General features: G+C 66.5%; 11 protein-coding genes and 4 pseudogenes. 10 read left to right on the top strand and 5 right to left on the bottom strand.

The annotated features are described in order from the left end of the window. Positions 1–111: 111 nt before the first annotated feature. Positions 112–1,566, top strand: a complete 1,455-nt coding sequence (locus tag N0A20_RS08900; protein ID WP_260583543.1) for a coniferyl aldehyde dehydrogenase — start codon at positions 112–114, stop codon at positions 1,564–1,566. A 118-nt stretch (positions 1,567–1,684) separates the two neighbouring features. Here N0A20_RS08900 and N0A20_RS08895 read toward each other — a convergent pair whose 3' ends face one another. Further along, positions 1,685–2,782: an AI-2E family transporter gene (locus N0A20_RS08895; RefSeq protein WP_260583542.1), complete on the bottom strand. Its 1,098-nt coding sequence runs from the start codon at positions 2,780–2,782 to the stop codon at positions 1,685–1,687. Positions 2,783–3,171: 389 nt separating this feature from the next. Between N0A20_RS08895 and N0A20_RS20650 the strand changes: the two are divergent. The 8 genes and pseudogenes from N0A20_RS20650 to N0A20_RS08860 form a co-directional block, all read left to right on the top strand. Further along, positions 3,172–3,675, top strand: a pseudogene (locus N0A20_RS20650) (TonB-dependent receptor plug domain-containing protein); the annotation flags it as partial. 853 nt (positions 3,676–4,528) lie between these two features. Further along, positions 4,529–5,062 (top strand): TonB-dependent receptor domain-containing protein, encoded by a 534-nt coding sequence (locus N0A20_RS20645; RefSeq protein ID WP_409574780.1) that lies wholly within the window; start codon positions 4,529–4,531, stop codon positions 5,060–5,062. A gap of 521 nt (positions 5,063–5,583) precedes the next feature. Continuing rightward, on the top strand, positions 5,584–6,612 hold the full coding sequence (locus tag N0A20_RS08885; protein WP_260583539.1) for an alpha/beta hydrolase fold domain-containing protein: 1,029 nt from the start codon (positions 5,584–5,586) through the stop codon (positions 6,610–6,612). After that, a complete protein-coding gene (locus N0A20_RS08880; protein WP_260583538.1) occupies positions 6,609–7,754 on the top strand; it encodes a serine hydrolase domain-containing protein in 1,146 nt (381 codons plus the stop codon). The genes N0A20_RS08885 and N0A20_RS08880 overlap by 4 nt, the downstream gene beginning before the upstream one ends. Before the next feature lie 118 nt (positions 7,755–7,872). Then, positions 7,873–8,034, top strand: coding sequence for a hypothetical protein (locus tag N0A20_RS08875; RefSeq protein WP_260583537.1), 162 nt, complete (start codon positions 7,873–7,875; stop codon positions 8,032–8,034). After that, a pseudogene (locus tag N0A20_RS08870) lies at positions 8,021–8,356 on the top strand (glycosyl hydrolase); the annotation flags it as partial. The gene N0A20_RS08875 and the pseudogene N0A20_RS08870, both read left to right, overlap by 14 nt. Further along, positions 8,331–8,828, top strand: a pseudogene (locus N0A20_RS08865) (glycoside hydrolase family 3 N-terminal domain-containing protein); the annotation flags it as partial. The pseudogenes N0A20_RS08870 and N0A20_RS08865, both read left to right, overlap by 26 nt. Positions 8,829–9,003: 175 nt before the next feature. After that, on the top strand, positions 9,004–10,185 hold the full coding sequence (locus N0A20_RS08860; RefSeq protein ID WP_260583536.1) for a glycoside hydrolase family 3 C-terminal domain-containing protein: 1,182 nt from the start codon (positions 9,004–9,006) through the stop codon (positions 10,183–10,185). Here N0A20_RS08860 and N0A20_RS08855 read toward each other — a convergent pair. Continuing rightward, the gene (locus N0A20_RS08855) at positions 10,120–10,671 is read right to left on the bottom strand and encodes a TetR/AcrR family transcriptional regulator (RefSeq protein WP_260583535.1); all 552 of its coding nucleotides are present in this window, start codon (positions 10,669–10,671) and stop codon (positions 10,120–10,122) included. The genes N0A20_RS08860 and N0A20_RS08855 overlap by 66 nt on opposite strands. Before the next feature lie 260 nt (positions 10,672–10,931). On the opposite strand from N0A20_RS08855, the gene N0A20_RS08850 reads away from it, so the two are divergent. Next, on the top strand, positions 10,932–11,135 hold the full coding sequence (locus N0A20_RS08850; RefSeq protein WP_260583534.1) for a hypothetical protein: 204 nt from the start codon (positions 10,932–10,934) through the stop codon (positions 11,133–11,135). 12 nt (positions 11,136–11,147) lie between these two features. On the opposite strand, the gene acs is transcribed toward N0A20_RS08850, so the two are convergent. From acs to N0A20_RS20635, 3 genes and pseudogenes are all read right to left on the bottom strand, one after another. Then, complete coding sequence (gene acs, locus N0A20_RS08845; protein ID WP_409574779.1) at positions 11,148–13,046, bottom strand: acetate--CoA ligase; 1,899 nt, start codon at positions 13,044–13,046, stop codon at positions 11,148–11,150. Positions 13,047–13,129: 83 nt separating this feature from the next. Next, positions 13,130–13,417, bottom strand: coding sequence for a prolyl oligopeptidase family serine peptidase (locus N0A20_RS20640; protein WP_409574778.1), 288 nt, complete (start codon positions 13,415–13,417; stop codon positions 13,130–13,132). 175 nt (positions 13,418–13,592) lie between these two features. Beyond that, positions 13,593–14,006 (bottom strand): annotated as a pseudogene (locus N0A20_RS20635) (alpha/beta hydrolase); the annotation flags it as partial. Positions 14,007–14,057 lie beyond the last annotated feature (51 nt).

Raw genomic sequence — 14,057 nt, 5'->3', positions numbered from 1 at the left:
CCTTTGCTGTGGTTGCGAAAGGGGTAGGGACAAGATGGGAAGCCGGTTTCATCTTGCAACCCGCCGCGCGGCATGATCAAACACCGCCGCAATTGATAAGGGAGACGGGTCATGGCCACCGCGATCAAGCAGGATATCGCAGGCGAAACCGCGCGCATGCACGAGGTGCTGGCGGCGCAGAAGGCCAGCTTCACCGCCGCCATGCCCGAAAGCCTCGCCGTGCGGACCGACCGTATCGACCGCGCGATCGCGATGCTCGTCGACAATGCCGAGGAATTTGCGAAAGCGGTGAGCGAGGATTTCGGCCATCGCAGCCGCGAACAGACGCTGATGACCGACATCATGCCGTCGGTCAGCGCGCTCAAACATGCGAAGAAGCATCTGGCCGCCTGGGCGAGGGGCGAGAAACGCAAGCCGACTTTCCCGCTCGGGCTGCTCGGCGCGAAGGCCGAGGTGATCTATCAGCCCAAGGGCGTCGTCGGCGTCGTCGCGCCGTGGAATTTCCCCGTCGGCATGGTGTTCGTGCCGATGGCGGGCGTGCTCGCCGCGGGCAACCGCGCGATGATCAAGCCCAGCGAGTTCACCGAACATGTCTCCGCCCTGATGGCGCGGCTGGTGCCCGACTATTTCGACGAGAGCGAGATGGCGGTGTTCACCGGCGATGCCGACATCGGGGTCGCTTTCTCGAAGCTCGCCTTCGACCATCTGATCTTCACCGGCGCGACCAGCGTGGGGCGTCATATCATGCGCGCCGCCGCCGATAACCTCGTTCCCGTGACGCTCGAACTCGGCGGCAAGTCGCCGACCTTCATCGGGCGCAGCGCGAACAAAGAGCAGGCGGGCCAGCGCGTCGCGCTCGGCAAGCTGATGAACGCGGGGCAGATCTGCCTCGCCCCCGACTACCTCCTCGTCGCCGAGGATCAGGAGGGCGAGGTGATCGACAGCGTGGTCCAGGGGGCGGCCGCCCTCTATCCGACGCTGCTCGCCAACGACGATTACACTTCGGTGGTCAACGTCCGCAATTACGACCGCTTGCAATCCTATCTGGCGGACGCGCGCGAAAAGGGCGCCGAGGTGATCGAGGTCAATCCGGGGCAGGAGGATTTCGCGAGCGCCAACGGCCACAAGATGCCGCTCCACATCGTCCGCAACCCCACCGACGACATGAAGGTGATGCAGGAGGAAATCTTCGGCCCGATCCTGCCGGTGAAGACCTACAGGACGATCGACGAGGCGATCGACTATGTGAACGCGCACGACCGCCCGCTCGGCCTCTATTATTTCGGGCAGGACAAGAGCGAGGAAGAACGCGTGCTCACCCGCACCATCTCGGGCGGGGTAACGGTCAACGACGTGCTGTTCCACAATGCGATGGAGGACCTGCCCTTCGGCGGGGTCGGGCCGTCGGGCATGGGCAATTACCACGGTGTCGACGGCTTCCGCACCTTCAGCCACGCCCGCGCGGTCTATCGCCAGCCCAAGCTCGACGTCGCGGGGCTTGCCGGTTTCAAGCCGCCCTATGGCAAGGCGACCGCCAAGACACTGGCGAAGGAATTGAAGAAATAGGGCCGGGAACCCTTGTTTCCGTTCGTGCTGAGCTTGTCGAAGCACCGTCCTTCTTTCTCCGGCGCCGAAGAGAAGAACGGCCCTTCGACAAGCTCAGGGCAAACGGATTTTGTGTTGGCTAGTCTTTCCCCGCGATCCTGATATCCTTGCCCAGCAGCGTCTTCACATAGACCCGCTGGACCAGCACATAGACCACCACCGTCAGCGGCGCGGCGAGCAGCACACCCATGAAACCGAACAGGATGCCCGCCGCGACCACCGCGAACAGCAGCACCGCGGGCGGCACGTCGACCGCCTGTTTCTGGATCATCGGCTGCAGGAAATTGCCCTGCAACTGCTGGATCGCGAGGAACAGGACCAGCGTCCACAGCGCGGTCATCGGCGACACGGTGAAGGCCAGCAGCACCGCCGGCACCCCGGCGATGATTGGCCCGATCATCGGGATGACGTCGAGCAGCCCCGCGATCAGCCCCAGCCCGCCCGCGGCGGGAACTCCGAGCGCGGCGAGGCCCGCCCAGGTCAGCGCCGCGACGACAAGCGACGACACTGCCTGTCCCATCATCCAGCCCTTCAGCCCGCGCCCCGCATCGGCGAGCGCCAGCGAAGCGGTCTCCTCGGCGCGCGCGGGGAGCATCAGCAGCAGCCCGCGCCGATAGGTGTCGGGGTCGCTGGCGAGGAAGATCGCCGCGACGAGCACGAGCACGAAATCGGCGATCCCGCTCCCCGCCGCCAGCGCATAGCCGCCCGCCTGCTGCGCGAGGCGCGAGACATCTTCGCTGCCCACCGCAGCCAGTTCGCGAACCTGTTCGCCCAGCCCATAGCGGTCGAGGAACGCCTCGACGCCTTGCAGCGCCGCCGGAATCTGTTCGCGGATCGTATCGACCTCGCGCGCCAGCTGCGACCCGAACAGCATGAAGGCCCCGGCAAAGATCGCGACGATCCCGGCGACCGACAGCGCCAGCGCGACGCCGCGCCCGACCCTGGTCTTCGCGCACAGCCAGCTTGCGATCGCATCGAAAATCGCACCGAGCACGATCGCCGCGAAGACCAGCATGAAGAAACGCGTCAGCTCGACCAGCAGCAGCGCGACCCCGACGAGCGCCAGCACGATCAGCACCGCCCCCGCGATCCGCCCCGCACCGAAGGCGGGCGGCGGCGGTGCCGCCTTGCTGCGCGATCGGGCGGGTGATGCGGGAGCCTGCGTCTTTTCGGTCATGCGGGCAGCTTACCGCGGGCGAGCGGCGGCGCAACCGTCGGATTTCGCGGATGGGGGCGGGGGCCGACAGGCCTGGTCCCGAAACGGCTCGCGGCGGAAACTTTATCTGCCGGGTGTCGCGCACGGCGGCTTTCGCATTCGATTGAAGAGGTCTCCGGCGCGGCTAAGCGCTGCGAGCTCTAGTCATTTGTCGCGGTATTCCGGGTTTCCTGTGCCATGGCGGCGCGCGGAATGGTGCTGCGCCGTCCTCCCCCTACTAATGTCGGGGGACTGCGGCGCAGCTGGCTGTGATACCTCCAAATCGGCCACACTGATGGCTCAACGACGAATGCGGCACGCCGCCGCCGGGCTTCGCCGTCTCTCGAAGAGAGCGGAGCCAGCAGCGAGCGATGCCCATGGGCAATCGCGCTCCGGAGGCCGGAGCCATGGGAGGGATGATGAAGAGAAACCACTGGGTGCTGCTCGCAGGAGCGGCCTGGCTGTCTGTCGGTAGCGGCGCAGCATGGGCGCAGGAGGCCACGGCAGAAGCGGGACAGGCGGACGATCGGGGCCAGCCGCAATCCTCGACCCGTTCGGACGACGAGCGCGACAGCGATATCATCGTGACCGCGCGCCGCCGCGCCGAGCGATTGCAGGACGTGCCGGTCGCCGTCACCGCGATCAAGGGCGACGATATCGAGAAATCGACATACAAGAATCTCACCGACGTTCAGTATCTGGCGCCGAGCGTGACGGTGAACAACTCGCTCTTTTATCCGACCTATCAGATCCGCGGCGTGGGGACGCAGACCTATGATACCGGCGCCGAAGCCTCGGTCGGCATTGTCGTGGACGGTGTCGCCGACGGCAATACGCGTTCGATCGGCATCAACAGCCTGACCGACCTCGACCGCATCGAGGTGCTGCGCGGGCCGCAGGGCACGCTGTTCGGCAAGAATTCCTCGGCGGGCGTCATCCAGATCATCACCAAGCAGCCGGTGATCGGCGAATGGAACGTCGCGGGCGCGGCCAATTACGGCAGCGACGACGAGACGGTGCTGAGCCTCGCGGTGAATGTGCCGATCAGCTCGACCCTCGCGGCGCGCATCACCGGCTATTACCAGCATCGCGACGGCTATATCGACAATTACGACGGCACCAAGATGGGCTTCCAGACCGACAAGGGGATTCGCGGCAAGCTGATGTGGCAGCCATCGGACGCCGTCACCGTCACCGCGATCGGTTACGCGAGCCGCAACGACAACACGTTCGGCTATGGCACGCTGCGCAATTTCGGGGTCGCGACGGGGCCGGGCAGCTTCCGTGACATCGTCGGCTCGCTGGGCATCGTTCCGGGGCCGAAGAATCTCGACGCCGCGATCTTCGCGGGCAACACCGCCTATTTCCACACGAACAACCAGGGCGGTTCGCTGCAGGCCGATATCGACCTCGGCGGCGGATACACGCTGACCTCGATCTCCGCCTACAAGGGGTGGAACCTCGGGTCGCAATTCCCGATCGTGCAGGCGCCGGTGCCCTATTTCGACTTCAACCGCGGCCGCGGCTATCACACCGACCAGTGGACGCAGGAACTGCGCATCCAGTCGCCGCCGAACCCGTTGATCTTCACCGTCGGCCTCTATTTCTACAACTACAAGCTGCGCGCGAACCAGCTGCAGGGCGGCACGTTCGGCCTGCCGACCCTCCCCGGCATGCGCTATTCGGGTGCCGGCGGCGAGATGCACTTCGGCAACGAGAATACGAGCTATGCGGCCTTCATCGACGGTACCTACCGGATCAGCGACCGGCTGCGCGTCTTTGCCGAGCGGGCGCCTGACCCACGACAAGGTGTTCGCGAGCCTCAGCGTGACGGCGGTGCCGAACTTCGTCGGCTTCGGTCCGCTCCAGCCGCCGTTCGAGGGGACGGTGAAGGCCGACGATTTCTCGTGGCGCTTCGGCGGCCAGTTCGACGTCGCGCAGGACGTCATGCTCTATGCCAGCATGTCGCGCGGCTACAAGGGGCCGGTCGCGGCGTCGCTGAACAATGGCGCGGTCAACGAGGTGCGGCCCGAAATCGTCTATGCCAAGGAAGTCGGCATCAAGACGATGCTCTTCGACCGCAAGCTGACGCTGAACCTCGCGGCCTTCCATTCGAAGTTCAAGGACTTCCAGGCGACGATCATCGACGATTCGCTCGATCCGCCGCATGGGCCGGCTTCGCCAACGCGCGGTCGCTCACCGCGCAGGGTCTCGAGGTCGAGGCGCGGCTGCTGGTCGCCAAGGGGTTCGTCCTGTCGGTGAACGGATCGCTCAACGACACCGAATATGGGGCGATCTTCACGAGCTGCTATCCGCTCCAGCCGGTCGGGACCGATCCCGCAAACGGCAATTGCGCGCCGATCCCGGGCGCGCCGGGACAGAATTACGCGTCGATGAAGGGCCTGTCGCTCGCGAATACGCCGCGCACGGCCTTTACCGTGTCGGCGGATTATGTCGCCGACCTGTCGTCGCGGCTGCGCGCGGATTTCAACCTGCGCTACGGCTGGCGCGACAGCGTGCGTTCGAACCCGGTCGATCCCAATACGCGCGTCCCGTCCTATGGCATGCTCAACGCCAATATGGGCGTCAGCGCCGCCGACGGAAGCTGGCGGCTGGGACTCTATGCCCGCAATCTGCTGAAGAAGCGGTTCGTCGCCGATATCTATGCGACCTTCTTCGACGACGGCGGCTATACCCAGAACCCGACCTCCGAAGGCGGACGGACGATCGGCGTCTCGCTGCTGTTCAAGATGTAGGGCGGGTACGGGAGAGACGATGTGCGAATGAAAGCCGCCCTACTGCTGGCGATGCTGGCAAGCCCGGCATTCGGCCAGCAGTCCGCTCCGGCCCGGTACGAGGTGCCGCCGACCGTCTCGAAAGAGGCGGCGGCGGTGCTCGGGCCCGCCTATGCGGTCAACGCCGAACAGCAGAAATCCGACTGGGTGCCGAAAACGCGCGAGGAATGGACCGCGCTCGCCGAGGCGCTGGCGAAGGGAATGGAACCCGCCTCGGTTCAGCACGCCCAGGCGTTCGGCATGAAGGTGACCGAAGCGAAGCTCGGCGGCGTTCCGGTCGTCCGCGTGACGCCGCAGAAATATACGCCTTCGAAGCGTGTGCTGCTCTATCTCCACGGCGGCGGCTACACGCTCTTTTCGGCGAAGGGGACGCTTGGCGTTCCCTCGCTGATGGCGAAGGCGTCGGGGCTGGAGATCGTCTCGGTCGACTATACGCTCGCGCCGCGCGGCGACTGGCGCCGGATCACGGGCGAGGTTGTGTCGGTGTACAAGGCGCTGCTCGACGAAGGGCATCCCGCCGGGGCGATCGGCGTGTTCGGCGATTCCGCGGGCGGCGGGCTCGCGGCGGGGGCGGTGCTGCGGATGCGCGACGAGAATCTCGCGCTTCCCGGCGCCGTCTATCTGCTGTCGCCCTGGTCGGACATCACCGCGACGGGCGACACCTATGCGACGCTCGGCCAGAGCGATCCGGTGCTCGACCTGCGCATCCTCGCCTCGGCAGCCAAGGCTTATGCGGCACCGGAAGATCAGAAGAATCCCTATGTCTCGCCCGTCTATGGCGACTATTCGAAGCCCTTCCCGCCGACGCTGGTGCAGGCGGGCACGCACGAGATGTTCGTCAGCAATGCCGTGCGGCAATATCAGGCGATCCTCGGCGGCGGCGGCGAAGCGGTGCTCGATCTCTACGAGGGCATGCCGCACGTTTTCCCCGCGATGGCGCCGACGGCGCCCGAGACGCTGACCGCGATTTCGCGCGCTGCCGCTTTCTTCCTGCGGCGGCTGGAGAATCCGCAATGAGGCGCCTCGGCGGACTGGTGCTGACCGCGGCCCTGCTGATCGCGCAGCCGGGATTGGCCGAGCCCGCACCGTCGCCGCGCCTCGCCGAGGTCGACAAGGCGATGGACAAGCTGGTGAAGGCCAAGGCGGTGTCCGGCGTGGTGACGATGGTCTATCGCGGCGACCGGCTGATCCACAGCTCGGCTCTCGGTTACCGCGACCTCCAGTCACGTGCACCGATGACCGAAGACACGATCTTCCGCGCCTATTCGATGACCAAGCCGGTCACCGCGGTCGCGATGATGATCCTCCATGATCAGGGCAAATGGAACCTTGACGACCCGGTCGCCAAATATCTTCCCGAACTCGCCGACGTGAAGGTCTTCGCCGGACAGCGGGCGGACGGTTCGCCGATATTGGAGGCACCGGCCAAGCCGCCGACGATGCGGCAGTTGATGACCCACACTGCGGGCTTCAGCTATGGGTTCGGGGCCGGTTTCGTCGACGACGGCTATCGCGCCGCCGATATTTGGGCGGCGGACGATGCCGACGATTTCGTTCGCCGCATCGCCGCGCTGCCACTCGCCTATCAGCCGGGAAGCCAGTGGCAATACAGCGTGTCGGTCGACTTGCAGGGCGTGATCGTCGAACGGCTGTCGGGTGAGAAGCTTGGCGATTTCATGCGGCGCCACATCTTCGAACCGCTCGGCATGCCCGACACCGGCTTCTATGTCCCGGAGGCCAAGCGCGGGCGCTTCGCGACGCTCTATGGCTGGGCTGGCGACCGGCTGCAGGAGATTCCCTCGCCGTTCAACATGACCTTCGCGGCGGAACCCGGCTTCGCGTCGGGCGGCGGCGGGTTGGTGACGACGGCGGGCGACTATGCCCGCTTCGCGCGAATGCTGGTGGGCGAGGGTGAACTCGACGGCCGGCAGGTGCTCAGCGCCGCCTCGACGCGCGAGATGATGACAACACATCTGCCGCCCGAGCTGATCCCGAAGGGCTACGGTATCGGCTTTCAGGGGCTGCGCCCCGGCTATGAATATGGCTTCGATGGCGTCGTCGTCACCGACCCCGCCGCCGCCCATGTCGCGGTCGGGCGGGGGACCTATTTGTGGGACGGAGCCGCTCGGCACCTGGTTCTGGGCCGATCCCGAAAATGACCTGGTGTTCGTCGGCATGGTCCAGCGGCTGATGGGGCCCGGTTTTCCGTCGCTCCAGCCGCTCGCGCAGGATGCGGTCCGCAAGGCGCTCACCCGCAAACGCTGAAGGATATCCGTGATGAAGAAGATGATGTTGCTTGCGGCGTCGGCTGCGTCGCTGGCGGTCGCGCCGGTTCTGGCCCAACCGGGCGGCGAAACGACGCCGCAGCCCTGGTCCGACAGCGCGCTGTCCCCCGATCGGCGCGCCGAGCCTGTTGGTGGCGGAGATGACGCAGGATGAAAAGCTGCTGCTCGTCTTCGGCTATTTCGGGTCGGTCATCGGCGACAAGAAATATCGCCAGCCGGACGGCGCCATCCCCGGATCGGCGGGCTATGTTCCCGGCATTCCGCGTCTCGGCATTCCCCCGCAATGGCAGACCGACGCAGGGATCGGCGTCGCCAGCCAATGGGAATCGCCGGTAAAGCGCGGCCGCACCGCGCTCCCGTCGGGCCTCGCGCTCGCGGCGAGCTGGAATCCCGACATTGCGCGCGCGGGCGGCGCGATGATCGGCAGCGAAGCGCGCTCTTCGGGTTTCAATGTCATGCTCGCGGGCGGGGTCAACCTGCTGCGCGAACCCCGCAATGGCCGCAATTTCGAATATGGCGGCGAGGATCCGCGGCTTCGCCGGCACGATCATCGGGGCGGCAATCGCGGGCGTCCAGTCGAACCATATCATCTCGACGATCAAGCATTTCGCGCTGAACGATCAGGAAACAGACCGCAACAACGGCAATTCGGTGATCGACCCGGCGGCGGCGCGCATGTCCGACCTGCTGGCTTTCCAGTTCGCGATGGAGGCGTCGGACCCCGGCGCGGTGATGTGCGCCTACAACCGCGTCAACGGTCCCTGGTCGTGCGAAAGCCCGTTTCTGCTCACCGACGTGCTGCGCCGGGACTGGGGCTACAAGGGCTATGTCATGTCCGATTGGGGCGGTACGCATTCGACTGCCGCCGCCGCCAATGCGGGGCTCGACCAGGAATCGGGCTATCCCTTCGACGAGCAGCCCTATTTCGGCGATCCGCTCAAACGGGCGGTGGCGCGCGGCGACGTTTCGCAGGCGCGGCTCGACCAGATGGCGACGCGCATCCTCCGCTCGATGTTCGCGCACGGCCTGTTCGACCATCCGGTTGCCGAACGTCCGATCGATTTCGCCGCTCATGCCGGCGTCACGCGCCGCGCCGCGGAGGAAGGGGCGGTCCTGCTGAAGAATGACGGCGGCCTGTTGCCGTTGTCGCCGAGCGGCAAGGCGGATCGCCGTCATCGGCGGTCATGCCGACAAGGGCATCCTGGCGGGCGGCGGTTCGTCGCTGGTCCATCCGGTCGGCGGCAACGCCGTGCCGGGAACCGGACCCGAAGTCTGGCCGGGACCGGTCATCTACTATCCTTCCTCGCCGCTCGCCGAAATCCGCAAACTCGCGCCCGACGCCGAGGTCCGGTTCGCGAGCGGCGACGATCCGCGCGAAGCCGCCGACCTTGCGAAGGACAGCGATATCGTTCTCGTCTTTGCCACCCAATGGGCGGGCGAAAGCTTTGATGTCGAACTGGCGCTCGACGGGAAACAGGATGCCCTGATCACGGCGGTCGCTGCCGCCAACCCGCGGACCGCCGTGATACTCGAAACCGGCGGGCCGGTACTGATGCCTTGGGTCGACCGGGTCGATGCCGTGCTCGCGGCCTGGTATCCCGGCACAGAGGGCGGCGCGGCGATCGCCAACCTGCTGTTCGGCAAGGTCAATCCGTCGGGGCGTTTGCCGGCGACTTTCCCGAAATCGCTCACCCAGCTGCCGCATCCGGGGCCGCCGGGGACCGGCGACGTCGTCTATGGCGAAGGGGCGGCGGTCGGTTATCACTGGTACGACGCGAAGGGCCATACGCCGTTGTTCGCCTTCGGTCATGGGCTGTCCTATACGCGCTTCGAGCTTTCGGGGCTCGAGGCCGAACCCGCGGGCGCGTCGATCGCCGTGCGTTTCCGCGTCCGTAACGCTGGCGACCGAGCTGGCGCCGCCGTTCCGCAGGTCTATGTCGGGTGCCCCGGCTGGGAAGCGCCGAAACGGCTGGGCGGGTGGCGCAAGGTCGGCCTGGAAGCGGGCGCGGAGGAGGCGGTGTCCTTGACGATCGACCCGCGGCTGCTCGCGACCTTTGATACCGCCGCCCATGCGTGGAAGATCGCGCTCGGCGACCTGTCAGGTCATGCTCGCCCATTCGGCGAGCGATATCGCGCAGACGGACGATGTGGTGCTTCCTGCCGCGGTGCTTCCGGCAAACTGGCGCGCTGCCGAGTAGGAAATGAGCCGGAGTCCATGCCGCCTGCATGCAAGCCGGAGTCAGGGCGAACGAACGGGCGAGGACAGCATGTGCCCGATCGCATCGATCTTCGCTTCGGGCAATGACGCGAGCCCGGGGGCGGCAACCAGCGCCTGCCCCAGTACGGCCCAATAGAGGAAAGTCGCGCGCGCGCGCGCGGTTTCGCGGTCGATGCCGGCTTCCTCGATCAGCGTCGCGATATGGTCGATGCGCCGGCCATCGACAATCGCCACCGCCGATGCCGCCGCCGGATCGTCCAGCGCCCATAGACGGACGGCGTGATCGAGTCGCTGCCGCGATCCGAAGCCGCGACGGATCAATTGCTGCAAGGAGCGCCCGCTTTCGTTCCCCGCGGCGTGTTCGGCGATGATCCGGTCGGTCATGCTTTCCTGCCAGCGCTGCAGGAGTTGCGTACGAAAATCGGCGATGTCCCGGAAATGCCAATAGAAACTGCCGCGCGAGACGGCGAGCGCCTTGGCCATGGGCTCGGCTTTCACGGCGTGAATGCCATCTCGCGCGAGGGTGGAGAGGCCGTGGTCGAGCCAGGCGGTCTTGGTCAATTGTTCGGCCATCGCTTCTCCATACACAGCTGTATTGACAATTTCCACGAACATCCTACTGTCCTCCATACAGGAGTGTATGGTCATGACTTGGCAGGATTCGGCGCTGGTGCTGGCGGGTATGGTGGGGGCGATGACCGCGATTATTCACGGGATTCTCATGCAGCGGCTGATGGTCCGTCCGATCGCGCTGGCTTTGGCGGATACGCCTAGCCCCGGTCGGGGTACGGCGTCTCGTTTCGCCGCTTCTGCATCTGAGCTCGCTGGCGTGGTTGGCGGGCGGACTGGCCCTGGTCGCGGTCGGCAGCGGGGTGTCTTCCCAATTCCGCGGCGTGGCGGCGCTGATCGCTGCCGGTTTTTATCTGCACGCGATGGTGCTGAATTGCTGGGCCACGCGGGGGCGTCATCCGGGCTGGATGCTGATGGCGGTCGCGCTGCTGCTGATCGCGGCCGGTATGTGGGGCCGTCCCGGCTGAGCTTGTGCCGGGTCAGGCCGTCCGCTCGCGCACCAAAATGTCGATCACCGGCGCATTGGTCAGCGTCGACACGTCGCCCAGATCGCTGATGTCGTTCTCCGCGATCTTGCGCAGGATGCGGCGCATGATCTTGCCGCTCCGCGTCTTCGGCAGGTCGGGGGCGAACTGGATGGCGTCGGGGGCGGCGAAGGCCCCGATCTCGCGCCGGATCCAGGCGATCAGGTCGCGCCGCAAGGCTTCGCTCGGCTCGATTCCGAAATTGAGCGTGACGAAGCAATAAATTCCCTGTCCCTTGATCGGGTGCGCGGGGCCGACGACGCCCGCCTCGGCGACCGCGGCATGCGCGACGAGGGCATTCTCGACCTCGGCCGTGCCGATACGGTGCCCCGACACGTTGATCACGTCGTCGACGCGGCCGGTGATCCAATAATAGCCCTCCTCGTCGCGCCGCGCTCCGTCGCCGGTGCAGTAGCGGCCCGGATAGGTGCTGAAATAGGTGTCGATGAAGCGCTGCCGGTCGCCGAACAGGTCGCGCGCCTGCCCGGGCCATGACGCGGCGATGCACAGATGGCCCGCGCCCGCGCCCTCGACCGGCGCGCCGTCGGCATCGACGATTTCGGGGCGAATGCCGGGCAGCGGTGTCGCGCAAGAGCCGGGCTTCTGGGCATCGGCGGGGGAGGGGCTGATCATCACGCCGCCGGTTTCGGTTTGCCACCATGTGTCGAGGATCGGGCATTGTTCCTCGCCGACGACGCAATGATACCACAGCCAGGCCTCGGGATTCAGGGGCTCGCCGGCGGACGCCAGCAGCCGGAGCGACCTGCGCGACGTCCGCGTGACGAAGGCGTCGCCTTCGCGCATCAGCGCGCGGATCGCGGTGGGTGCGGTGTAGAAGATGTTGACGCGGTGCCGGTCGCATACCTGCCAGAATCGCGACGCGTCGGGATAATGCGGAACCCCCTCGAAGAGCAGGGTGGTCGCGCCGTTGGCGAGCGGGCCATAGACGACATAGCTGTGGCCGGTGATCCAGCCGATGTCGGCGGTGCACCAGAAGACCTCGCCCGGCCGGTAGTCGAACACCGCGCTATGCGTGTGCGCTGCCCAGGCGAGGTAGCCGCCGGTGCTGTGGACGACGCCCTTGGGCTTGCCGGTCGAGCCCGAAGTGTAGAGGATGAAGAGCGGGTCGTCGGCGCCCATCGGCTCGGCGGGACAGCTTGCATCGACGCCAAGCCGCGCATCGGCGTAGGCGATGTCGCGGCCCGCAATCATCGGCACGTCTGCGCCCGTGCGTTCGACAACGACCACGGTTTCGACCGCGGGACAGCCCGGCAGCGCCTCGTCCAGATTGGCCTTGAGCGGCAGGATGCGCCCGCCGCGCACGCCTTCGTCAGCAGTGATCACCAGCTTCGCCCCGCAGTCGCGAATGCGGTTCGCGAGGCTTTCGGGCGAAAAGCCCGCGAACACGACGCTGTGGACCGCGCCGATGCGTGCGCAGGCGAGCATCGCGAAGACTATCTCCGGGATCATGGGAAGATAGATGGTGACGCGGTCACCCTTTTCGATGCCGTGCGCCTTGAGCAGGTTCGCCATCCGGCAGACTTCGGCATGGATGTCGCCGTAGCTGAGTTCGCGCGACTGGCCCGGCTCGTCGCCCTCCCAGATCAGCGCAATCTGGTCGTGGCGTGTGCCGAGATGCCGGTCGATGCAATTCTGCGCGGCGTTCAGGCGGCCGTCGCCGAACCAGGATATGCGAAAGTCCGCCGGATCGAACGACACATCACCTGTCCGCGAGAAGGGCGTCATCCAGTCGAGCCGCGCGCCGACCGCGCGCCAGAATGTCTCGGGATCGCGGTCGAAATTGCTTTGACCGGTCCGGCTCTCGGGCCGCAGGTCGGTTGTCGGATATGGCAAGGCAGGCTCCCTCTCGTTGCAGGCTCTGTCTCGGATAGCGCCTGAGTCTCCTGTGGACGCCCCCGACATTGGTAGGAGCAGGGTCAGGCCGAAAGGCCGCGCGCCCAAGCCAGAAGCAGCTCGGGCCACAGGCCCGATGGCTCGCCCTGCCTGCCGATGCCAAAGGCATGATCGCCGCGAGCAAAAAAATGGGCTTCGACCTCGATCCTGCGCGCGCGCAGCGCCTCCAGCATCGCGAAGCTGTTCGCGACATCGACCGTCCTGTCGTCGATCGCATGAGCGAGGAAAGAGGGCGGTGTGCGGCTTGTCACGCGCCGTTCGGGCGAGCGCGCCGCGGCCTGGTCCGCCGACGCTTTGTCGCCGAGCAGCATCTGGCGGGCGAAGGCACGGCCAAAGGGCTGGCTCATCGTGATCAGTGGATAGACGAGCGCTGCGAAGGCCGGCCGTGCGCTTTCGTGATCGACGGCATCGCGCGCCGGATAGGCCGAGCTGGTCGAAATCGGTGGCGAGCGTTGCTGCGAGATGCCCGCCCGCGGAAAAGCCCAGCACGCCGGTTCGCGCCGGGTCGATCGCATAGCGCTTGGCGTTGGCGCGGATCCAGCGCATCGCGCGCTGCGCGTCCTGGAGCGGCACATCCGCCCGGTTCGCCCAGCCCTCGTTCGGCAGGCGATAGCTGAGCACGAAGATGGTGACGCCGGCGGGGTTGAAGCGCGCCGCTACATCGACGCCCTCGTTGGCGACCGACACGAACAGATAGGCGCCGCCGGGACAGACGAGCAGCGACCGCCCGTCGGGCTCGCGCGGACGAAAGACATGGATCGTCGGGATCGCCGTCGCGCGCAGAAAGGCCGGCGACCAGTCCGCCGGTGGAGGTTCGGGATGAAAGTCCTCGGCGCCGGGCGGTGGGCCGGGCCAGATCGGATGAACCTCGTCTCCCGGCCAGCCGGGCACGATGGCCATGCCGGCGTCGTAGAGGCTGTTGCAGAGCTGCCGCTCGCGACCGCCGACCAT

The sequence above is a fragment of the Sphingopyxis sp. PET50 genome (assembly GCF_025244705.1).
In the GTDB taxonomy this organism is placed as follows: Bacteria; Pseudomonadota; Alphaproteobacteria; order Sphingomonadales; family Sphingomonadaceae; genus Sphingopyxis.
The sequence above is the reverse complement of the archived record's forward strand: the minus strand, read 5'-3'. Positions and strand labels throughout refer to the sequence as shown.

What these genes read in the sequence shown, in the direction of transcription:
- N0A20_RS08875 (WP_260583537.1), top strand. Translation starts at nt 7,873, where the DNA reads ATGAAGAAGATGATGTTGCTTGCGGCGTCGGCTGCGTCGCTGGCGGTC.
- N0A20_RS08900 (WP_260583543.1), top strand. Translation starts at nt 112, where the DNA reads ATGGCCACCGCGATCAAGCAGGATATCGCAGGCGAAACCGCGCGCATG.
- N0A20_RS08885 (WP_260583539.1), top strand. Translation starts at nt 5,584, where the DNA reads ATGAAAGCCGCCCTACTGCTGGCGATGCTGGCAAGCCCGGCATTCGGC.
- N0A20_RS08880 (WP_260583538.1), top strand. Translation starts at nt 6,609, where the DNA reads ATGAGGCGCCTCGGCGGACTGGTGCTGACCGCGGCCCTGCTGATCGCG.
- N0A20_RS20645 (WP_409574780.1), top strand. Translation starts at nt 4,529, where the DNA reads ATGCGGCCTTCATCGACGGTACCTACCGGATCAGCGACCGGCTGCGCG.
- N0A20_RS20640 (WP_409574778.1), bottom strand. Translation starts at nt 13,417, where the DNA reads ATGCTGCTCGGCGACAAAGCGTCGGCGGACCAGGCCGCGGCGCGCTCG.
- N0A20_RS08855 (WP_260583535.1), bottom strand. Translation starts at nt 10,671, where the DNA reads ATGGCCGAACAATTGACCAAGACCGCCTGGCTCGACCACGGCCTCTCC.
- N0A20_RS08860 (WP_260583536.1), top strand. Translation starts at nt 9,004, where the DNA reads ATGACGGCGGCCTGTTGCCGTTGTCGCCGAGCGGCAAGGCGGATCGCC.
- N0A20_RS08895 (WP_260583542.1), bottom strand. Translation starts at nt 2,782, where the DNA reads ATGACCGAAAAGACGCAGGCTCCCGCATCACCCGCCCGATCGCGCAGC.